This window comes from Halomonas sp. NCCP-2165 (assembly GCF_023708045.1).
Classification (GTDB): domain Bacteria; phylum Pseudomonadota; class Gammaproteobacteria; order Pseudomonadales; family Halomonadaceae; genus Bisbaumannia; species Bisbaumannia pacifica.
Genome location: NZ_BRCY01000008.1, coordinates 59,322 through 79,016 on the forward strand (window position 1 = coordinate 59,322; position 19,695 = coordinate 79,016).

17 protein-coding genes and 1 tRNA gene are annotated in these 19,695 nt (G+C 63.9%); 6 read left to right on the forward strand and 12 right to left on the reverse strand.

Annotated elements, in window-relative coordinates; translation table 11 throughout:
- Positions 1 to 71: 71 nt before the first annotated feature.
- Positions 72 to 950, reverse strand: coding sequence for an ABC transporter substrate-binding protein (locus NFU04_RS06145; protein WP_251308642.1), 879 nt, complete (start codon positions 948 to 950; stop codon positions 72 to 74).
- Positions 951 to 953: 3 nt separating this feature from the next.
- Positions 954 to 1,721 carry an ATP-binding cassette domain-containing protein gene (locus NFU04_RS06150; protein WP_251308643.1) on the reverse strand — a complete coding sequence of 256 codons (768 nt, stop codon included), beginning with the start codon at positions 1,719 to 1,721 and terminating at the stop codon, positions 954 to 956.
- A 136-nt stretch (positions 1,722 to 1,857) separates the two neighbouring features.
- On the opposite strand from NFU04_RS06150, the gene NFU04_RS06155 reads away from it, so the two are divergent.
- Positions 1,858 to 3,657: an ABC transporter ATP-binding protein gene (locus NFU04_RS06155; RefSeq protein WP_251308644.1), complete on the forward strand. Its 1,800-nt coding sequence runs from the start codon at positions 1,858 to 1,860 to the stop codon at positions 3,655 to 3,657.
- A gap of 72 nt (positions 3,658 to 3,729) precedes the next feature.
- Here NFU04_RS06155 and NFU04_RS06160 read toward each other — a convergent pair whose 3' ends face one another.
- Genes NFU04_RS06160 through fhuF form a run of 3 tightly spaced genes read right to left on the reverse strand, consistent with a single transcriptional unit; the run spans position 3,730 to position 7,606 of the window.
- On the reverse strand, positions 3,730 to 5,814 hold the full coding sequence (locus NFU04_RS06160) for a TonB-dependent siderophore receptor (RefSeq protein WP_251308645.1): 2,085 nt from the start codon (positions 5,812 to 5,814) through the stop codon (positions 3,730 to 3,732).
- Positions 5,815 to 5,863: 49 nt separating this feature from the next.
- Entirely contained in the window at positions 5,864 to 6,859 is a 996-nt protein-coding gene (locus NFU04_RS16360) for a helix-turn-helix domain-containing protein (protein WP_285835124.1), read from the reverse strand.
- Between the two features lie 18 nt (positions 6,860 to 6,877).
- Positions 6,878 to 7,606, reverse strand: a complete 729-nt coding sequence (fhuF, locus tag NFU04_RS06170) for a siderophore-iron reductase FhuF (RefSeq protein ID WP_251308646.1) — start codon at positions 7,604 to 7,606, stop codon at positions 6,878 to 6,880.
- Positions 7,607 to 7,901: 295 nt separating this feature from the next.
- Here fhuF and NFU04_RS06175 point away from each other — a divergent pair, with 295 nt between their 5' ends.
- On the forward strand, positions 7,902 to 8,939 hold the full coding sequence (locus tag NFU04_RS06175) for a hypothetical protein (protein ID WP_251308647.1): 1,038 nt from the start codon (positions 7,902 to 7,904) through the stop codon (positions 8,937 to 8,939).
- Positions 8,940 to 8,991: 52 nt separating this feature from the next.
- Here the strand turns inward: NFU04_RS06175 and NFU04_RS06180 are convergent, their stop codons facing one another.
- Positions 8,992 to 9,249 carry a hypothetical protein gene (locus NFU04_RS06180; protein ID WP_251308648.1) on the reverse strand — a complete coding sequence of 86 codons (258 nt, stop codon included), beginning with the start codon at positions 9,247 to 9,249 and terminating at the stop codon, positions 8,992 to 8,994.
- 42 nt (positions 9,250 to 9,291) lie between these two features.
- Here NFU04_RS06180 and NFU04_RS06185 point away from each other — a divergent pair.
- A tRNA-Ile gene (locus NFU04_RS06185) sits at positions 9,292 to 9,368 on the forward strand.
- 97 nt (positions 9,369 to 9,465) lie between these two features.
- Positions 9,466 to 10,527, forward strand: coding sequence for a tyrosine-type recombinase/integrase (locus NFU04_RS06190; protein ID WP_251308649.1), 1,062 nt, complete (start codon positions 9,466 to 9,468; stop codon positions 10,525 to 10,527).
- Between the two features lie 63 nt (positions 10,528 to 10,590).
- Here NFU04_RS06190 and NFU04_RS06195 read toward each other — a convergent pair whose 3' ends face one another.
- From NFU04_RS06195 to NFU04_RS06210, 4 genes are all read right to left on the reverse strand, one after another.
- Positions 10,591 to 11,481: a LysR family transcriptional regulator gene (locus tag NFU04_RS06195; RefSeq protein ID WP_251308650.1), complete on the reverse strand. Its 891-nt coding sequence runs from the start codon at positions 11,479 to 11,481 to the stop codon at positions 10,591 to 10,593.
- Between the two features lie 10 nt (positions 11,482 to 11,491).
- Positions 11,492 to 12,715 carry an NAD(P)/FAD-dependent oxidoreductase gene (locus NFU04_RS06200; RefSeq protein WP_198057231.1) on the reverse strand — a complete coding sequence of 408 codons (1,224 nt, stop codon included), beginning with the start codon at positions 12,713 to 12,715 and terminating at the stop codon, positions 11,492 to 11,494.
- 168 nt (positions 12,716 to 12,883) lie between these two features.
- Entirely contained in the window at positions 12,884 to 14,299 is a 1,416-nt protein-coding gene (locus NFU04_RS06205; RefSeq protein WP_251308651.1) for a sodium:solute symporter family protein, read from the reverse strand.
- A gap of 176 nt (positions 14,300 to 14,475) precedes the next feature.
- The gene (locus NFU04_RS06210; RefSeq protein WP_251308652.1) at positions 14,476 to 15,369 is read right to left on the reverse strand and encodes a helix-turn-helix domain-containing protein; all 894 of its coding nucleotides are present in this window, start codon (positions 15,367 to 15,369) and stop codon (positions 14,476 to 14,478) included.
- Positions 15,370 to 15,675: 306 nt separating this feature from the next.
- Here NFU04_RS06210 and NFU04_RS06215 point away from each other — a divergent pair, with 306 nt between their 5' ends.
- On the forward strand, positions 15,676 to 16,527 hold the full coding sequence (locus NFU04_RS06215) for a helicase RepA family protein (RefSeq protein ID WP_251308653.1): 852 nt from the start codon (positions 15,676 to 15,678) through the stop codon (positions 16,525 to 16,527).
- Between the two features lie 88 nt (positions 16,528 to 16,615).
- Complete coding sequence (locus NFU04_RS06220) at positions 16,616 to 17,278, forward strand: ABC transporter ATPase (RefSeq protein WP_251308654.1); 663 nt, start codon at positions 16,616 to 16,618, stop codon at positions 17,276 to 17,278.
- Between the two features lie 690 nt (positions 17,279 to 17,968).
- On the opposite strand, the gene trbL is transcribed toward NFU04_RS06220, so the two are convergent.
- Together trbL and NFU04_RS06230 are read right to left on the reverse strand one after the other, a co-directional pair.
- A complete protein-coding gene (gene trbL / locus NFU04_RS06225) occupies positions 17,969 to 19,483 on the reverse strand; it encodes a P-type conjugative transfer protein TrbL (protein ID WP_285835125.1) in 1,515 nt (504 codons plus the stop codon).
- Entirely contained in the window at positions 19,480 to 19,689 is a 210-nt protein-coding gene (locus NFU04_RS06230; RefSeq protein ID WP_251308656.1) for a hypothetical protein, read from the reverse strand. Before NFU04_RS06230 ends, trbL begins: the two co-directional genes overlap by 4 nt.
- Positions 19,690 to 19,695 lie beyond the last annotated feature (6 nt).

The window sequence follows — 19,695 nt, forward strand, 5'->3', positions numbered from 1 at the left end:
GAGCAGGGCCAGTCCCAGCCAGGGAACCAGGCGAGCACCAGTGGCGCGATGAACGAGGGTCGAAGAGGGGGTCATGGTTGGGCCTCCAGGGCACTGACCAGGAGCTCGGCGAACCTCACCGCCGAGGGCAGGGCGCCGAAGCTCCACACCGGCGGCAGGGTGATCACCCGCTCGGCGCTAACGCTTGACTGGTGCTGCCAGAGGCCGCTGTCGGCGAGCCGCGCCTCGACGCCCCGGGGGTAGGGCTCCACCACCACCAGGCGCGCCTCGAGGGCGGCCAGCGCCTCCAGGCTCGCCAGGCTGAAGCCCCAGGCATTGGTGGGGCGCGTCCAGGCGTTCTCCAGCCCCAGGCGCTCCAGCACCGCCTGGTAGAGGCCATTGGCGCCGAATACCCGCACATGGCGGGCATCCATGAATTGCACGATCAGCAGCGGTTCATTGGTCTCGGGCAGGCGCTCGCGCAGCTCGGCCAGGCGCGCCTCGCTGGCCTCGATCAGCGCCTCGCCGGCGGCGGGATCCTCGACCCGCGCCGCCAGTTCCCGGGTCAGGGCCAGCAGCTGCGGCCAGGTGGCCTCGCCGGGGGCGTAGAGGGTCAGTTCGCTGACCGGGGCGATGCGCTCGAGGCGCGGCCTCAGGTTGGCGAACATCGGCGAGATCAGGATGCGCTCCGGGGCCAGGGCGGCCAGCCGCTCCAGGTTGGGCTGGCTGCGCAGACCCAGGTCGATCACCGAGTCGGGCAGCGCCGGCTCGCCCACCCAGGCGTGATAGGCCGGTACCTGGCCCAGGGCGATGGGCGGATGCCCCAGGGCCACCAGGGTCTCGGCCAGGGTCCAGTCGAGGCTGGCCAGGCGGGGCGAGTCGCCTGCCTCTCGAGCGAGCGCGGGGGCGAAGGGTGTGGCGAGCAGCAGGGTCAGGACGACCAGGCGCGCCAGGTGGCGGACTCGGCGCATGACCTAGGGCACCACCGCCATGGGGTGGGCCCCGCTGGGGTGGGGTACCACCCGCAGCGGCAGGCCGTAGATCGCCTCCAGGGTGGCGTCGTTCATCAGCGCGGCGGGCTCGCCTTCGGCCAGCAGGCGGCCGCCGTGCAGGGCCACCAGGCGGTCGCAGTAGCGGGCCGCCAGGTTGATGTCGTGGAGGACGATGATCACCCCCAGGCCCAGCTCGCCGCAGAGGCGGCGGATCAGCGCCAGCACCTCCACCTGGTGGGCGATATCCAGGGCCGCCAGGGGCTCGTCGAGGAGCAGGAAGCCGCTGCCCTGGGCCAGCAGCATGGCCAGCCAGAGGCGCTGGCGCTCGCCGCCGGAGAGGGTGTCCACCAGGCGGTCGGCGAAGCGCTCGGTATGGGTCAGCGCCAGGGCGCGCTCGATGGCGGCCTCGTCCTCGGCACCGTGGCGGCCCAGCAGGCCGTGCCAGGGGTAGCGGCCGAAGGCCACCAGCTCGCGCCCGGTGAGGCTGTCGGTGGTGGGCAGGTGCTGGGGCAGGTAGGCGACCCGGCGGGCGAACTCGCGCTGACCCCAGGCGGCGAGGGGCCGGCCGTCGAGGCGCACCTCGCCGCCGCTCGCCGGCTGCTGGCGGGCCAGCAGCTTGAGCAGGGTCGACTTGCCGGAGCCGTTATGGCCGATCAGGCCATGCACCTTCCCCTCCTCGAGGCACAGCTCGGTGGGCTGGAGCAGGCGCTTGCCGTCCACCTCGAAGGTGGCGGCGCGGGTCTCGAACATGGCGATTCTCCCGGCGGGGCGAGTCAATATCGGTTGCGAAGGTTAAGCCAAACAAGAAGCTTTATCAATCATGTTGGCGTGGTGTCGCCGGGGGAAATCCTCTACCCTTGGCGGGCTATCGAGAAAGGAAGTCGTCATGTCCCACACCTCCAGTTTGCATGCCCTGGGGCGCCTGTTGCGCTATGCCCGGGGCTATCGCCGTCGCATCGTCGCGGCCACCGCCTGCTCCATTATCAACAAGCTCTTCGATATCGCCCCGGAGATCCTGATCGGGGTGGCCATCGACGTGGTGGTCAACCAGGAGCGCAGTTTCGTGGCGCGCCTCGGCTTCGAGACCCCCCAGGAGCAGATCATGATGCTCGGGGTGCTGACCTTCGTGATCTGGGCCGGCGAGTCGCTCTTCGAGTACCTCTTCCAGATCCTCTGGCGCAACCTGGCCCAGCGGCTGCAGGCCGACCTGCGCCAGGACGCCTACGAGCACGCCCAGCGCCTGGACATGGCCTACTTCGAGTCGCAGAGCTCGGGGCAGCTCGTCGCCACCATGAACGACGACGTCAACCAGCTGGAGCGCTTCCTGGATGGCGGCGCCAACGCCATGATCCAGGTGGGGGTCACCGTGGTGGCGGTGGGCGCGGTGTTCTTCGTGCTCTCGCCGCTGATCGCCCTGCTCGCCTTCACGCCGATCCCGCTGATCATCTGGGGCGCCTTCTTCTTCCAGCGCAAGGCGGGGCCCCGCTACGCCGAGGTGCGCGAGAAGGTGGGCGACCTGGCCAGCCGCCTGAGCAACAACCTGGCGGGCATCGCCACCATCAAGAGCTTCACCAGCGAGGCCCGGGAGGCCGAGCGGCTGCGCCAGGCCAGCGAGGCCTATGTGGAGGCCAACCGCCGCGCCATCCGCCTCAGCTCGGCCTTTATTCCGGTGATCCGCATGGCGATCCTCACCGGCTTCCTGGCCACTTTTACCGTGGGCGGCATGATGGCCCTGCGCGGCGACCTCAACGTGGGCGCCTACGGGGTGCTGGTGTTCCTCACCCAGCGCCTGCTGTGGCCGCTGACCGGCCTGGCCCAGGTGATCGACCTCTTCGAGCGGGCCATGGCCAGCACCCGGCGCATCCTCGACCTGCTGGCGGTGCCGATCACCGTCAAGGACAGCGGCGAGGCGGCGCTGCCGACGCCGGTACGCGGCGCGGTGCGCTTCGAGGGGGTGAGCTTCCGCTACGCCAACAGCGAGGTGGGCGTGGAGGGCATCGACCTGGCGGTGCCGGCGGGGCACACCCTGGCGCTGGTGGGGGCCACCGGTTCCGGCAAGTCGACCCTGATCAAGCTGCTGCTGCGCTTCTACGACCCCGCCGCCGGCCGGGTGCTGATCGACGACCGGCCCATCGAGGCGCTGAGCCTGGCCTCCCTGCGCGGCGCCATCGGCCTGGTCAGCCAGGACGTCTACCTGTTCGAGGGCTCGATTCGCGACAATATCGCCTACGGCAGGCCGGACGCCGCGGAGGACGAGATCATCGAGGCGGCCAAGGTCGCCGAGGCCTGGGAGTTTATCCGGACCCTGCCCCGGGGGCTCGACACCCCGGTGGGCGAGCGCGGCGTGCGCCTCTCCGGCGGCCAGCGCCAGCGCCTGTCGCTGGCCCGGGCGCTGCTCAAGGACCCGCCGATCCTGGTGCTGGACGAGGCCACCAGTGCCGTGGACAACGAGACCGAGGCGGCCATCCAGCGCTCCCTGCGCAAGATCGCCCACGGGCGCACCGTGATCATGATCGCCCACCGCCTCTCGACCATCGTCCATGCCGATCGAATCGCCGTGATCGAGGCCGGCCGGGTGGTGGAGCAGGGCAGCCACGCCGAGCTGCTGGCCGCCGAGGGGCGCTACGCCGCCCAGTGGCGGGTGCAGACCGGCAGCGCCGAGGCGGATGCCCTCTCGGTGTTCTGACGCCATCGGCGGGCTTCCCACGAAACGCATAACGGCGGCCCTCGGGCCGCCGTTTTGTGTGCCAGGCACGACTCAGAAGCGGTAGTCGAGGGTCGCGGTAACGCTGCGCTCGGCGCCGAAGTAGCAGAAGTTCAGGTCGTAGCAGGAGGCCACGTACTCCTCATCCAGCAGGTTGCCGACGTTGAGGCGCGCGGTCATGCCGTCGAGGCCCAGGCGGCTCAGGTCATAGCCCAGGGTGGCGTCGACCAGGGTGTAGTCCGGGACCATCTCGGTGTTGGCGTCGTCGGCGTGGATATCGGCGTGATAGCGCACGCCGAGCCCCGCGTCCAGGCCGGCCAGGGCGCCGGACTGGACGGCGTAGTTGCCCCAGACCGCCAGCTGGTGACGCGGCACCTGGTTGTCGTGGTTGCCCTCGTTGGCGTCGCCGGTCTGCTCCAGGGTGACGTCGGTGTAGCCGTAGGCGGCCTGCACCGAGAGGGCCTCGGTCAGCTGGTGATGCGCCTCCAGCTCGACGCCCCGGGACCGGATCTCGCCGGTGGCGCGATAGAAGGTCTCGTTGGGCAGCTTGGCGGAGACGTTCTCCTGGGTGATATCGAACAGCGCGAGGCTGTAGCGGTCGCGGGTGCCCGGGGGCTGGTACTTCAGTCCCAGCTCGACTTGTTCGCCCTCGGTGGGGGCCAGCAGGTCGCCGTCCTGGTCGGTGGTGCTGTTGGGGCTGAAGGAGGTGGAGTAGCTGGCGTAGGGCGCCAGGCCGTTGTCGAACGCATAGAGCAGGCCGGCGCGACCGCTGACCTGGGTGTCATCCAGCTCGCTCGCCGTGCCGCTCAGCGGATCGGTGTTGCTGATATCCACCCAGTCGTGGCGCAGGCCGAGGTTGGCGTGCCAGTTGCCGAAGGTCAGCTGATCCTGCAGGTAGAGGCCGGTCTGCTCCAGCTCGCGGTGCTGGCGCGTCTCGGGGAACATCATGCTGGGGCCGGCGCCGTACTGGGGATCGAAGGCGTCGATGGGCGGGAACATGGCCGAGGTCCAGAGCACCTCGTTGTCGCGCTGCTGGTAGTCCAGGCCCAGCAGCAGGGTGTGATCCACGCCGCCGGTGGCCAGGCGCGCCTCCAGCTGGTTATCCACGGTCAGGGCATCGAGGGACTCGTCGCCGCCGGAGAAGTAGCGGTTGAGCTCGGTGGGCGAGGCCCATCCGAAGGCGTAGACCTGGGCCAGTTCCACCTCGGTCTCGGTGTGGCGCAGCCGCTGGCGGGCGCTCAGGGCGTCGCTGAAGCGATGCTCGAACTCGTAGCCGACCAGGGTCTGGTCGCGCTCGAACTTCTCGAAGGCCTCCTCGCCCTCGAAGAAGTTGTTGGAGATGCGCCGGCCGTTGCGGTCCACCACCGTGCCCTCGAAGGGCAGGCCGGAATGGGAGCCGCCCTCCGGGTCGCGGTGCAGGTAGGCGTGCAGGGTCAGGCTGGTGGCATCACCGATGTCCCAGGTGAGCTGTGGGGCGAAGGCATAGCGTTCCTCCTCCACCGGGCCGAACTGGGTGTCGGCGGCATCCGCCAGGCCGGTGAGGCGGAAGGCCAGGCGGCGCTCGGCGTCCAGCGGGCCGGTGACGTCGAAGACGGCGCCGCGCTGGGCGTTGTTGCCCAGGCGCAGGCGCAGCTCGCCGCCGGACTCGAATTCCGGGCGGCGGCTGGTCTGGGCCACCAGGCCGCCGGGGGAGGCGCGGCCATAGAGCACCGAGGCGGGGCCCTTGACCACCTCGAAGCGCTCCAAAAACCAGGGATCGATCACCAGAGAGCTGAAGGAGCCGCCGTCGCTCATCACCTTGAGGCCGTCGAGGAAGGTGTTGTTGATGCTGCCGTCGGCGAAGCCACGCAGCACCAGGTAGTCGTAGCGGTTGGAGGCGCCGATCTGGTTGGTGAAGACGCCGGGGGTATAGTCGGCGGCGCGCTGGACGCTCTCGGCGCCGCGGGTTTCCCACTCCTCCCGTTCGACCAGCGAGATCGCCTGGGGCGTCTCGATAAAGGGCGTCTCGGTCTTGGTGGCGGCGCTGGCGGTGACCGTCAGGGTCTCCAGGGCCTGCTGAGGCTCATCGGCGAGCAGCGGCGTGGACAGCGGGGCGGAGGCCAGGGCGACGGCGAGCGTCAGGCGATGCAGAGGGGGCATGGATCACTCTCGGGCTGGTTGCTTTGAAAGTGAGAATTGTTCCACTTTTTTACCCCGGTGAGTTATGCGCCCCATGCAAGCGGTTATGGGTGGGCGTCAGCCTGTCCCAGTGGCGGGAACTCGCCAGGCTGCCCGGCGACACGCCATAGACGCGGCGGAAGGCGGTGATGAAATTGCTGGCATGGCGGTAGCCGCTCAGGTGGGCGGCCTGCTGGACGCTATGCCCGCCGAGCAGCAGCTCCCGGGCCCGGGCCAGGCGCCGGCGGCGCAGGTAGTCGATGGGCGAGCAGCCGTAGGCGGCCTTGAAGCGGCGCACCAATGTGCTGGGGCTCATGGCGGCGCGCGCCGCCAGGGCCTCCAGGCGATGCTCCTCTTCCGGGGCCTCCTCGAGCCAGCGGCGCACCGCCTCCAGACGCCGGCCGGGCGAGGCCGTGGGGGCCGTCGCCTGGGGCGTGTCCCGGACGGGGGGCGCCAGGCCCCGGGCCAGCAGCTGCAGCGCCAGCCCCTGGAACAGCAGCCGCCGGGGCTGGCCGGTCAGCTCGCAGCGATAGCCCTGCTCCAGGGTCAGGCTCAGGGCGTTGGGCAGCGACCAGGCGCGGGGTGCCTGGGTCGGCAGGGCCTCGCCGCACCACTGGTGCATGGCCGCCTCGTCCAGGGCCAGGCTCAGGGTGCGCAGGCGCTGGCTGGCGGGCTGGTGGGCGCTGAGGATCTGCCGCTCGTCGAGGCGCAGGGTAAAGGCCTCCCCGGCGGTCAGCCAGCGCTCCGCCTCCAGGGTGCCCAGGCGCACCCGGCCCTCCATCACCACCACGATCAGCAGCGCCGCCTGGCCCCGGGAGCGGGACGCATAGGGCTGAACCACCTCCAGGTCGGAGAGCACCAGCTCGGCCCCCGCCGTCAGGGCGAGGGTCTCCACCCGCCCCTGGGCGATGGGCAACCGGGCGGCGCGTTCCGGCTGGCGGGGCGCCGCCGGGAATCGGTAGTCGATGCGGTAGCGGCGACCGTAGCCGAGAAAATCCGCGACGGTATGGCGGCGGGTCGTCGTCATGGCCTCGTCCTCCTCCGCTTAGCGGCGCGCGTTGCCGCGCTCCAGCGGGCAGTTGCCGCAGTAGCCGAGCTCGGGGATCAGGTAGCGGATGCAGCACAGGCGGCGGCGCCGCTCGGGCTCGCCGTCGGCGGCGTCGGCCAGGTAGCGCACCGGCTGATAGAGCGGGTTGCGGCGCCCGTCCGGCAGCTGGCGGGCCGCCAGCAGCTCCCGGGCCGGCTCGGCCGCCCCGGGGCTGGCCATGGGGTGCGCCTCCAGGGCCTCGGCGAAGTACTCGAAGTAGTTGCCGGCGTTGCTCCAGAACACCTTGGGGGAGGCGCCGGAGTGGGCGGCCAGGGTGGCGATCAGCGGCGTGAGGTGAGCATCGATCAGCGTCGAAAAGCGCTCGAAGGGATCCTGGGTGGCCAGGGGGCTACCGTCATGGGCCAGCCACAGGCGCCGGGTCTGACCCTCGGGGGCGAGCTCCAGGTGCAGCTCGTCGAGCCCCAGGGGCAGGTCGCGCTCCAGCAGCAAGTTGGCGGCCAGCCCCGCCGAGATCACCGCGCTGAGATGCCACTTCGACCAGAGCGAGGCCACCGCGCGCCGGTCGCCCCGGTCGTATTGGTGGGAGAAGTGATCCAGCCGGGCCGCCAGGTGCCCGGGCTCGAGCAGCTCCCGAGCGGCCAGGGCGGAGGGCGGCGGCTCGCCCAGCCCCGGTGACACCAGGGCGGCCATGGAGCCGGCGTAGAGCGCCTCCAGGGGACTGGGCATGGCGACCTCAGTACTCCAGCGACCAGGTGAGGGTGGTGGTCTCGAGGGGATTGGAGAGCATCGTCATGGGGGATCCTGTCGACGGGGCCGGGACCCTGTGTCCCGGAGACGAATTCGTAAGCTGTCGAAGAATACCAATCTCAAGCAAAAACTCAATGATAGGTATTCTTATTTGATTTTTGTTATGGCGGTGCCGGACGTCATCAGGAGGGCGCGCCAAGGCGCCTGGCCCGGTCGCTTCACGGTCGCTGGCTGTACTAGGCTAGGCGTGCCAGCCACCAATGCGGAGTCTTCCATGGCCCATGCCCGTATCGTTCAGCAAGGTACCATTCACTGCTTTCCCGCCGGCCTGCGCGACGACCGGGGGCGGCTCGTCAATGCCGAGATTTCCGCGGTGCTCTACGACGGCGAGCGCTTGGTGATGGCCAGCGACAAGCCGATCCCCGGCGAGTCGCGCTCCGCCATCTTCGCCCTGCCCCTGCGTCCAGAGGGACCCGATGACGGCCGGCTGGACTACTTCACCGCCCCCTTGCTCAAGCAGGCGATCAAGTACGAGGACCTGGCCCTGACCACCGATGGTCGCCATGTGCTGGCCACCACCGGCTTCGATCGCATCGATGACGAGAGTCACGCCCTCAACGACTACAATCACCTGCTGATCTGGCCCCTGGGCCGGCCCGACGATGCCCAGGTGGTGGACCCCGACCCGCGTGACGGGGTCGAAGGCTCGCTGGAGTTGCGGCGCAAGCTGGACGCGGCCATCGGCTTTCCCTACTACAAGATCGAGGGGCTCGCCGCGGTGCCCGGCGAGCATGGCGATGGCCTGCTGCTGTTCGGCGTGCGCGAGCAGGGCACGGCCCACGACGACTTCCACTATGTCAGCCGCATCATCGGCGCCCACTACCAACTCACCGACGGCGGCAACCTCGAGTTTATCGACGAACTGCGCGACCACTACGCCTTCACGCCCCACGAACACCAGGGCGTGCGCTTCGAATGCGGCCTCTCCAGCCTGGAGTATGACCCCTACCATGCGCGCCTCTACCTGCTGACCAGCTTCGAGGTCGAGCGGGGCGGCGAGGCGCATATCGGCGGCTACCTCTGGGAGATCGGCCTGGAGGCCTTTCGCACCGGCGAGCCCCCGCGCCTGGTCACCACCCCGGTGGGCTTGCCCCTGGAGTTCGAGCACAAGGCCGAGGGCCTGGCGGTGCTCGACCGCGAGCGCCTCTTCGTCGCCTACGACAACGACCGCGACTATGCCCTGGGCAGCATCGACGAGCGCGACGAACGCCACGCCTGCGAAGCGCCGTACTCCATCCTGCACCTGGAGTAAGGCGAAGGCCGCAAGGCGCTGTCGAAAAGGTCGGTGAGTCCCAGGGGGCTGACTAACGGTCGATCAGCAGGGCATCCAGGCTCACCGGCACCTCGTCGCCGATCTGCTCGTAGCCGAGCATCAACAGCACCCCGCGCAGGGTCGGTTTGGCCATCAGCGCCTGGCCATCGAGTACCAGGCGCTCGGCGACGGTGACGCGGATGGTGGCGCCATCGGCGCGTCCAGCACAGACCCGCGGGAGCGCGGAAAGTGCTGCCACCCCACGAAACCGGCCCGCATCCCGCTCCGGGCTGGCCTCGCTAATCAGCATTCGCTATCATACGCCCGCGCTGCCAAGCGCCCCTCCCGCGATGGGCCTATAGCTCAGTTGGTTAGAGCAGGGGACTCATAATCCCTTGGTCGCTGGTTCGAGTCCAGCTGGGCCCACCAATGAAATCAGCAACTTACGAATCGTCTCTGGTGAGTCCCATAGTCCAAGGGTACAGTTTCGGTACAGTGCCGATCCTTCAGCCCCCTGGAGACTTTCATGGCCACCATCGTCAAGACCCCCTCTGGTAGCTGGAAAGCGGTTATCCGCAAGACTGGCTGGCCCACCACCGCCAAGACCTTCCGCACCAAGCGTGATGCTCAGGACTGGGCACGCCGCACCGAAGATGAAATGGTTCGTGGCGTCTATATCCAGCGCAGTGCCTCGGAGCGCATGACGCTTGAAGCCGCCCTCAAGCGCTATCTTGCCGACGTTACCCCTACCAAGAAGCCCAGCACCCAGAAGAGCGAACGCCACAAGGCCAACACGCTGATTGAGCACTTGGGCAAGTATTCCCTAGCGGCCCTAACGCCGGAGCTTATCGCCAACTTCCGTGACACCCGCCTGAACAGCATCGGCCATCGTGGTCAGCCCATCAGCGGCAATACCGTGCGCCTGGAACTCGCTCTGCTTGGCCATCTCTACACCGTGGCCATCCAGGAATGGGGCCTCGGCCTGACCTACAACCCTGTCCAGAACATCCGCAAGCCCAGCCCGGGGGAAGGGCGCGACCGGCGCCTGAGCGCTGACGAGGAGAAGCGGCTATTCGCCGTGCTGCGGCAACACAGCAACCCCATGCTGGCCTGGATCGCCAGAATCGCCCTGGAGACGGGCATGCGCTCGTCGGAGATCCTGACCCTCACTCGCTCCCAGGTCGATGTGAAACGCCGCGTGGTGCGCCTCACGGACACCAAAAACAACGAAGCTCGCCTGGTGCCGCTGACCCAGGCCGCTACCGAGGTATTCAAGCAAGCGCTGAATAACCCAGTGCGCCCGCTCGACTGTGATCTGGTGTTCTTTGGTGAGCCTGGCAGGGACGGCAAGCGCGGTCCTTACGCCTATACCAAGCTCTGGAACCAGGCGAAGAAGCAGGCCGGACTCGACGACTTCCGCTTCCACGATCTACGCCATGAGGCCGTCAGCCGTCTAGTTGAGGCGGGTCTATCCGATCAGGAGGTCGCCGCGATCAGTGGTCACAAGTCCATGCAGATGCTGAGGCGGTATACGCATCTGAGGGCTGAGGATCTTGTGTCGAAGTTAGACCGACTGCAAAGCTTCTAGCTGGATCAAATGGTTCGGTGCAGAGGGTTAGTACTTATTGATGAGGAGAGGCTCTCGATATTTTCACTGGGATAAAGCGCCTATGTGCCTCATAAGAAGGTCTTCAAAGGCATGAGACACCCTGGAGCGCGGACGGTACTTGGCGGTGATCACTGACACCGGGAAAGGGATCGGCGGGGAGAGTTTCTTGATCCTGTGAGATTCGACATGATGCTGTTTAGCGGTGTGCTCGGCCACGATGGCGATACCCACGCCCTCCTGGCACATGATCAAGGCAGGCGAGAAGAGGTGTGATTCGGCCACGATATTGCACTCTGCCCCCACCAGGTTGAAGGTCTGCACCAGGCGTTGTGTGGTCGCATGTCCGCGGTCCAGCGTGACGAGTGGCACGCCGCTCAGTTGCTGTGGTGTCAGGGTATCCTCGTCCATCAGGTCGCTTTCCTCCGGCAACACGGCGACCAGGTCGACATGGAAGGGGGAGATCCTCAGCGACGGGGTCGGCGAGGGTGTCTCGACCACGCCAATATCGAAATGGCCGGCGATAACGGCGTCGACGACCTTCGTCGAGGCATGGGTCTGAAGCGAGACCTTGATACCGGGGTGCGCCCGCATGAAGTCCGCAACGACGAAGGGCAGGATGCCCATCGATACCCAGCCCAGCGCCCCGACGGTGAGGGTCCCGTGCTCGAGCCTGACGATCTGCTCGACACGGGTTTCCAGGTTCTTCAGCACGTCCAGAGCATGCGTAGCTTCCACCAGCAGCGCGGAGCCTTCCGGCGTGATCTCCAATTGCCCCTGCAGGCGCTTGAAGAGCACGAGGCCGACGGCCTCTTCCAGCCGGCCCAGCATGTTGCTCGCGGCCGGTTGCGAGATGCCCAACTGCCGTGCCGCCGCACTGATGCTGCCGGTGAGCGCGATCGACTGGAACAGGGATAGCTGCCGTGGGTTCAACATGGCTCGGGGGCTAGAGGTGCCGATGGGGCGAGAAAGGATTTAGGGCATTAAAGCCAGATTCCATCTCGTCGGCAAGCGCCCGGGCGGTGACTGCGGCGAGGGTCAGGCCCAGGTGGCCGTGTCCCGTGTTGACCCAGAGCCCCGGATGGGCGCGCAGCCCGCCGACATAGGGGACGCCGTCTGGGGTGGTCGTGCGCGAGCCGACCCAAGGATCGCGTATACCCGCGCCGAAGTGGTGGCGAGCGATGCGATCGAGCTGCTCGATGCGCCGCCGGCTCGCTGCGGCGTCATGCCGTGCGAACTCCGACAAGCCAGCGATGCGAACGCCATCCTGCATAGGCGTGGCGAATACCCCATGGTTGGCGAGACCGACCGGTCGCGCCATCTCGATTGGCTCATCCACGATGGCATGATAGCCGCGCTCTGAGGCGATGGGCAGGTCGATGCCGAGACGCTTCAGCAGGGGCCGGGTGGCGGTGCCAGTCGCCAGTACCACCTGCTGCGCCGTGCGTTCGCCATTCTCCAGCACGAGGGAATAGCCTTTCTCCTTGGCCCGGACTGCCTCGACGCGGGCCTCCTCGAACTGGCCGCCAATGGACAGGTAGTACTCGAACAGGTGGCGACTGAGAGCGTAGGGATCTATGGCAAAACGGGCATCGGGATAGAGGACCCCGCCGCTGTTCAAGTTGCATAGGCCCCCGACCTTTTCCCTCACCTCATCGCCCTCGAGGATCATGTAGGGAATGTCGAAGGCCTGCTTGTACTGCACCTCAATGTCGAGGAACTCCTGGAACGATGCCGGCTTCTCGAAGGCAACGACGACCCCCGAGGACTTCACCAGGGAACGGCTACCCGAGGCCTCGAGCACCTCCCCCCAGCAGCGCCAGGCATCCTTCATCAGCGAGCCCATTGAATAGCCGCTCACCTCCCACTCGCGCTGCCGCGTGGCACGCAGGAAGTAGCGTCCGAACTTCGCCAGTGTGAGCGCGTAGCTCGACTGAATGGACAGCGGGCTGTCGCGGTCGAGCGCCATCGGCACGAGGCTCTTCCTTAGGCTCGGAGTGATCAGCGGCATGACAGCATAGTTGGCGATGATACCGGCATTGCCGAACGACGTACCGGCACCCGGCACGCCGGTGTCCACCAGGCATGTATCGTGGCCCTTCTTGGCGAGGGCGATCGCGGTGTTGAGGCCCACGACCCCCGCTCCTACCACAATGATTGGATAATCCATGTCTTCGGCATCCTGAAAGAGCGATGGAGGAGCCTGGCTCCTCCATCGCTCCTGTTCATTTCAAGTTCTTGGCGTCGTCGATGTAAAATTTCAGGCTGACCACGCCGATGTAGAGCGACGTGACGATGCAAAGAGCACTCACTCCATAGATGGCGGCGGAATAGAGACTCATGACTTGCCCTCCAGGACGGTGTGAATGCTGGTGCTCTGCTTATCGGTGATGGCCAGCAGGACGAAGACGGTCAGGTTCAAGAACACGCCAGCGAGCAGCGGCGTCAGCCCGGTCAGTTCCTGCAGCGGGAATGGACCCCAGTTCCACAGGGCCGTGGTGGCGCCCCCGAGGAGGATGGCGGAAAGTGCAGCGCGCTTGCTCATTACGTCGAAAAGCACGGCGCCGACCAGCGGAATGATCATGGTGGGTGCCCACAGCGCATAGCTCATGAGCAGCGCATCCACGATAGAGGTGGCTGTGAGGGCGAACAGCGTGGCCGCCACGCCCACCAGCAGGCTGACCCAGCGCTCGATCTTCAGGTGCTGCTTCGATGTCGCCTCACGGTTGATGTGCTGAGAGTAGATGTCGCGGACGAAAACCACGGCCGTCGAGTTCAGGTAGGAGTCTGCGGTCGACATGACCACGGCCAGCAGCGCCGCCAGCACCAGGCCCGTGATACCCACAGGCAAGATGTTCTTGACCAGCGTGGGCAAGGCCTGATCCGGGGCGATGTCCGGGAACATGACGACGGCCACGAGTCCCAGCGTTGCTGTCACGGTGAAGAACATCATTCCGAACAGTCCAGAGAGCATGTAGCCTTTCTGGGCGTGCTTCGGGTTCGGGGCACAGAAGGCACGCTGGGCATAGGGTTGCACCAGCGCCTCGCCCAGCATGAAGGCGATGAAGATGGTCACGAAGGTGGTGATTTCGTAGCTGCCCATGACACTGAAGTGGCCATCTGGCAGGGCCGCGGCGAGCTCGGCAGGACCGCCGATTTGCTGCAGCCCCAGGATCAGGGTGACTGGCAGGAAGACGCCAAGCAGCAGGAACTGCACCACGTCGGTCTGGATGACCGCCCACATGCCGCCGGCCACCGAGTACAACATGACGATGACCATGCCGAGCAGAATGCCGGTGGTGATGCTGATGCCGAGGATGGCCTGAAAGATGGTGCCAATGGCCAGTGCCTGGGCGCCCAGAATGCCGACGCAGAAGATCAGCGAGAAGATCGCACTGATCAGCCGGGCGCTACCGCCGTAATGCGCTTCCATGATATCGCCCAGGGTCTGGGCGCCGGGATAGCGCTTTAGCCGCGGGGCAATTAACCAGCCTGACAGGAAGGTCTGGATAGCAAAGCCGGAGGCGGCGAAGAGGAAGACGTAACCGTCGTTGAAGGTCTGTCCGGCCCGGCCTAGGCTGGAGCCACCGCCCAGGAAGGAGGCCGAGAGCGTGGCAAACAGGACGGGCCAGATGATCTTGTTGCCCGCGACAGCGAAATCCTCGCTGTTCTTGACCCTGACAGCACTGTATACCCCGATGCCGATCATCAGCACGAAGTACAGGGCTATCATCATCCAGTCAATATTGCTCATACGATACCCATTTGTTGTGTGTTGGTGTTCGGGCATTCTGGCGGGGCATCCCATAGCTGAAAAGCGAATTCAGGCTATGTATCCATAACATGACATTATGCGGCCAAAGTCTTAATCCCGAGATGCAGGCGAATAAATGGCTTTACTCTCAGGGGGAAGTGTCCGGTAGAGAATTTCTACTTTGGCTTTGGTGCCTTGGCAGCCTCCTCCAAGGCGACCCCTCCCCAAGTTGTAAAGTACCCTCGAAGCTTAAATAGTGATTTAGAGACAGCCTGGGGAGAAATGCCAAGCTGGTCTGCTATTTTTTTCTGCGAAAAACCAGCCGCATAAAGCTTGAGTATCTTGACTCTTCTTTCGGTGAGCTTGGCATGTGCGAGTGCGTAAGCCTTCTTGCGTATGGCTTCCTGATGTTTTAGATCGGATGATAAATTAAGCTCCTTCTCTCCACCCAGTGCGATAAGCCACTCCTCGAAATCTTTCCGGTATCGGTGGTCATTACGATAGGCGGAGGGGTTGGAACTTTGATTATGAAATTCGCAATACCTTGCGTTCCTCATCTCGGCTTCTTCGCCATTTGAATAGCGGTCATAAGCAATGGTGAAACGCCAACAAAGTTCGCAGAAAGGATTTTCGATAAGGTTTATTTCAGCCGCTATGGACTCGGATGGTGTACGACTCTTAATAAAGAAGAGAACCTCCATCAAGCAGTCGATGTCGGCTTGATCCTTTGGGGTCAGTCCGGCTTGTCGAGAAAGCAGCTTGAACGTCTTGATTAAATTATTGCAGCCAGTGTGCTTCACATGCTGTGAAAAGGACTTTTCCTGGTTAAAACCAGGAAGCGTGCGCCTGATTGATATACTTGCCGCGTCATCGAAGTGTTTGGCAACCAAGGATAATAGGCTGTAGCGCCTTGAGCGAAGAGTATGGGAAGGTGTAATTGAAGCGCTAAAAGCCTCTATGGCAGCAGCCATTTCTGGGGAACAACCCTCGACTGCTAAGGGCTTGTGAATTGGCGAGCTGGAGGTAGCCATACAGCTATCAACCTTTTTGTCATAAAATAGATCTGTCATGCGCACGATCCCACATTAGGCTGAGGATGTCTACCGAAAGAAGGGGTGCGTAACATGAAAGATACGAAGCTTAGCTTGGAAGAGTCGCTTCTGAACAAGTATGGCCCGCTTTTGACGATGCCTCAGCTGGCCGACCTTCTGCACCGAAGCCCCGATGGGCTAAGGATCGCTCTACAGTCACGGCAGCCTTATACGGAGGAGATCAATAAAGCAAAGCTGAAGATAGGCCGCCGTGTCTATTTCCGGGCTTCACAGATAGCCGAGCTGTTGAATAGTGATCGGCTCTGCGGTGATCGGGGGTGAAAAATGGCCATTGACCTCATTGAGGCCTTCACTGAGCCGCCACCGCCGGTTGATTACGTCCTTCCTAACATGGTTGCAGGAACCGTAGGTGCACTTGTATCGCCTGGTGGAGCCGGTAAATCCATGCTAATTCTTCAGCTGAGTGCACAGATTGCCGGCGGTCCTGATCTGCTGGAAGTGGGTGAGTTGCCCACGGGGCAGGTAATCTATTTGCCCGCCGAAGATCCACCCGCGGCTATCCATCACCGGTTACATGCCCTTGGTGCGCAGCTTACATCCGCGCAGAGGCAGACTGTGGCTGATCACCTGCTGATCGAGCCACTGATCGGAAAATGTCCCAACATCATGGCTTTTGACTGGTTCGATGGCCTCAAGCGGGCGGCTGAGGGACGGCGTCTGATGGTCTTGGATACCCTGCGCCGTTTCCATATCGAGGATGAGAACGCCAGCGGTCCCATGGCCCAGGTCATTGGCCGCATGGAGGCAATAGCCGCCGATACTGGCTGTTCCATCGTGTTTTTGCATCATTCCAATAAGGGCGCAGCAATGATGGGCACCGGTGACCAGCAGCAGGCTAGCCGTGGTTCATCGGTGCTGGTCGATAATATCCGGTGGCAATCTTATCTGTCCGGTATGACCCAAGCCGAGGCCAATGAATGGGGCGTTGATGGAGGTCAGCGTGGGTACTTCGTTCGCTATGGCGTCAGCAAGGCGAACTATGGCGCGCCTTTCCAGGAGCGTTGGTTCAGGCGGCATGAAGGCGGCATCCTCAAACCTGCTGTACTTGAGCGGCAAAAACGTCCCGCGCCTACGAATCTCAAGGCCGTAGCAAGGGGCGGCGATGATGACTGGTAACCGCGTTGCCCCGACCAGCACGGTATTGCAGGCCAGAGTAATGATCTATCAGCCTAGCCAGCGTCCCCAGGAACGAGCGGGACAGTGGATGGAAACCGACTTTGGTCGATGCCGAGTCACCGGCAGGCTTGGGCAACGTCACGCCGATATCGTGGAGTCCTTACTCTATGTTGCCGAACGGCGGCGCGAAATCTCAGATGGTGGCGTCGAGCTGCTGGTTGATCCGGCCAAACTGCGCCGGACACTATCAGATCGCCAGTACAGCCACGATCGCATCAAGAAGCTGCTCAGAGATTTGCGAGCTGCCACGGTAGAAATCGTGACGCCAGAGCTGGAGCAGAGTGGTGACAGCATCATCGGGGGTCTGATCGATCACGTTATTCCGTCATCCATGACCCGCCGCGACCCCCTCACGGGCGGTGAGCGGCATTTGTGGCGTGTCCGGCTGGGCATCGCCCTGGTCATGCTGATGGAGAGAGACTTGTCCCTGTACTACCCGCCGGCACCGATTGCCAGGTTGCAGTATGGCATAAGCCAGGCGGTTGCTCGGCATGTACTCACCCACAAAAACGATCCAGTGGGCGGCTGGTACCTGGACACGCTGATTCGGGCCGTATGCGGTATTGCTGTGAGCAGCATGAAGGTGCGCAACTATCGGCGGAGAGTAAAAGAGGATGCCGGCGGGTTGACCGAAATCGGCATCGAGATAGATGCCACGAGTAGGGTAAGGCGTGTCACACCGGCCCGATAGCATGCCACAGCGGCCCGATAGCGTGTCACACCGGCCCGAAAGCGTGCCACAGCGGCCCGAATTTTCGGGTTTTCAGCAGGATATTCAGGATATCCAGGATATCCAGGCGGTGTAACCACCCGCTGGATGCGGGTGGTTACACCTTTGGCGAAAAAGCCTTCAGGCTTTTTCGTTCGGCCTACGGCCGATGGTTGAACGCCAAATAAGGAAGGGCGCACCCCGGCCTGTGCATAATCCCGCTACTTGTTTTATCCAGCTGACAGCAATGCGGCATGGGAAATCGCGCCAGTAACCATAATAATAATATTATTATTCTTATTATTATTGGCGGGTTGGAGCCGGTCTGATTCCGACGCAAAGGCGAGCATATTCCCATTTTGGCGTTTAACGCCGGGCAGCGCCCGGCAGAGAGAGCCCCCGTACAGGCGGGGGGGGGGCCGATTATGCGTAGGGGGGTCCGATTATGCGTACCCTCCCACGATGACGGAATGATTCACTCGTTGCGTTCAGGCGTCGATGTGACTGCGCTTACCCTGAGGCCCTGGACGCCATGAGATGGCTTTCATGATGACGGGATAGCACACGGGCAACGATAGCCAGGCCACCCAGGAACCGCTAACCGCGAGCCCAACCAGCAGCAATGCGACTGCCAGCCATGCGGCGAGATACCAGAGAGGGGCTTGCGGACGTTTATTGTTCATCGTTATGGCTCCCAGCGGGTGATCGATAAGGTACCTCCGAGCCGACAGCCGCGCTGGCTGCCGGCTCGGAGAGGGTCCGATTATGCGTAGCTTGGGGGGTCTGATTATGCGTGTCGTCTTCGTTGGGAGTCGGTGCCCCACGGATAGTCCCCTTCAGGCCATCGGACTGGCCGCTGCTCTGCTGGCCAGCCGTATGGGAAGACTCGCTGCCGCCTTCCGCCATACCGAGCCGTTCAGCCCGGAGCTTCTGCGCCATAGAACCGCCGAAGGAGCCGTGACTGGCGTTGTAGTCACCCATGATCTTGCCACCCATGGTTTCACCTGCTGCCTTTGTCAGGTTCTTCATGGTCTGTCCAGCGTGAGCCATGCGCCCAGCACCCAAAGCGGCACCGCCCGATGACGAGGCGGTGCCCGGCATGGGAAGAGGCCCTGTTCCACCACTTGGCGAGCTACCACCGCCTGGCGAACCACCAGCTGGAACGCCCAGGAAGGAACTGCCACCGGGCGACCCACCACCTGGAGTTGCCGCCGAGGCGAGCGCTCCACCGCCACCGAGCTGTTCACCGGCCAGCTTGGAGGCTTCACGCACGGCCATAGCGCCGCCCGCAGCGCCTACAGCAGCACCTACCGCTACAGACCCGGCAGCCCTTGCCATGCCACCTACTGACGGCGTTGCACTACCGAGAGAAGCCCCGTTGATGATTCCCTGCACCGCATCTGGAATCATCTTTACCAGAATAGCCATCATCAACAGCACACCGATAATGGCGAGAATGGCCCGGAACGACTCGTGATCCTGATTTACCGCCCACTGGTGAATGAATTGTTCACCTGCGCCGATAACCAGGAACATGATATAGAGCTTGGCACCGATGCTGATGGTGTAGGTGATGTACTTTTTGGCGTAATCCACCGTCCACTGCGAACCGCCAAAACCAAGAAGAACGATCCCCGCTGCCGTGACCACGTACATTTCAGCCAGCACGAAGAAAGCATAGGCGGCAATCAGCGTGTACAGGATCACAACGGGGAGCGCCAGGATGGTGTAAGCAATCCGGCTTAGGCCACTGCCTGCCGAAATAACATCGCCCCCAAGGGTAAACCCGCGCTCTAGGATCTCCGGAACACTCAGGCTCAGATTGGTGCTGGTAGCCTGGCCACCTATCCAGATCCAGCCCCTGATCATGGTCTCGGCCAACTGTTGACCTCCTTGTATCAGGAACAGGAAGAATCCGGTGAAGATCACTAGCCGGACGAACTCCGCCACGAATTCACCCAAGTCAGCATTTCGCAGTACCATCTGGCTTGCTGACCAGGTATAGGAAATTACGGCAAGAGAGAGCAGCAACCAGGTCGCCACTTGCTGCAAAGGGGCATACCACAGTGCCACTGAGTCTCGGAATCCTTGCTGAAGCTCACGGATTATGTCCCCATCGGCGGCAGCAACTGGCCCACAGAGCAGTAGCAGAGCAGCAGGAATGACTAGATACAACCAAGGTTTCATCGCTCGTTACTCCCATCTCCTGAGCCGAATAGGTCATCTTCAGTGATTGGTCTTTGAGCGGAAGGGGCGTTGTCACGCGGTATAGTGGCGCGCTCCCAAGCGGCATCTTCTTCGGCCTTGTCGAATTTCCATAAAGCCGCGGCGGTGGCGATGCTCGCTACTAGGCCAGCAATGACAACCAGAGTCTTGGTATTGAAGCTCATCATTCACTC

What these genes read in the sequence shown, in the direction of transcription:
- NFU04_RS06145 (WP_251308642.1), bottom strand. Translation starts at nt 950, where the DNA reads ATGCGCCGAGTCCGCCACCTGGCGCGCCTGGTCGTCCTGACCCTGCTG.
- NFU04_RS06150 (WP_251308643.1), bottom strand. Translation starts at nt 1,721, where the DNA reads ATGTTCGAGACCCGCGCCGCCACCTTCGAGGTGGACGGCAAGCGCCTG.
- NFU04_RS06155 (WP_251308644.1), top strand. Translation starts at nt 1,858, where the DNA reads ATGTCCCACACCTCCAGTTTGCATGCCCTGGGGCGCCTGTTGCGCTAT.
- NFU04_RS06160 (WP_251308645.1), bottom strand. Translation starts at nt 5,814, where the DNA reads ATGCCCCCTCTGCATCGCCTGACGCTCGCCGTCGCCCTGGCCTCCGCC.
- NFU04_RS16360 (WP_285835124.1), bottom strand. Translation starts at nt 6,859, where the DNA reads ATGACGACGACCCGCCGCCATACCGTCGCGGATTTTCTCGGCTACGGT.
- fhuF (WP_251308646.1), bottom strand. Translation starts at nt 7,606, where the DNA reads ATGCCCAGTCCCCTGGAGGCGCTCTACGCCGGCTCCATGGCCGCCCTG.
- NFU04_RS06175 (WP_251308647.1), top strand. Translation starts at nt 7,902, where the DNA reads ATGGCCCATGCCCGTATCGTTCAGCAAGGTACCATTCACTGCTTTCCC.
- NFU04_RS06180 (WP_251308648.1), bottom strand. Translation starts at nt 9,249, where the DNA reads ATGCTGATTAGCGAGGCCAGCCCGGAGCGGGATGCGGGCCGGTTTCGT.
- NFU04_RS06190 (WP_251308649.1), top strand. Translation starts at nt 9,466, where the DNA reads ATGGCCACCATCGTCAAGACCCCCTCTGGTAGCTGGAAAGCGGTTATC.
- NFU04_RS06195 (WP_251308650.1), bottom strand. Translation starts at nt 11,481, where the DNA reads ATGTTGAACCCACGGCAGCTATCCCTGTTCCAGTCGATCGCGCTCACC.
- NFU04_RS06200 (WP_198057231.1), bottom strand. Translation starts at nt 12,715, where the DNA reads ATGGATTATCCAATCATTGTGGTAGGAGCGGGGGTCGTGGGCCTCAAC.
- NFU04_RS06205 (WP_251308651.1), bottom strand. Translation starts at nt 14,299, where the DNA reads ATGAGCAATATTGACTGGATGATGATAGCCCTGTACTTCGTGCTGATG.
- NFU04_RS06210 (WP_251308652.1), bottom strand. Translation starts at nt 15,369, where the DNA reads ATGACAGATCTATTTTATGACAAAAAGGTTGATAGCTGTATGGCTACC.
- NFU04_RS06215 (WP_251308653.1), top strand. Translation starts at nt 15,676, where the DNA reads ATGGCCATTGACCTCATTGAGGCCTTCACTGAGCCGCCACCGCCGGTT.
- NFU04_RS06220 (WP_251308654.1), top strand. Translation starts at nt 16,616, where the DNA reads ATGGAAACCGACTTTGGTCGATGCCGAGTCACCGGCAGGCTTGGGCAA.
- trbL (WP_285835125.1), bottom strand. Translation starts at nt 19,483, where the DNA reads ATGAAACCTTGGTTGTATCTAGTCATTCCTGCTGCTCTGCTACTGCTC.
- NFU04_RS06230 (WP_251308656.1), bottom strand. Translation starts at nt 19,689, where the DNA reads ATGATGAGCTTCAATACCAAGACTCTGGTTGTCATTGCTGGCCTAGTA.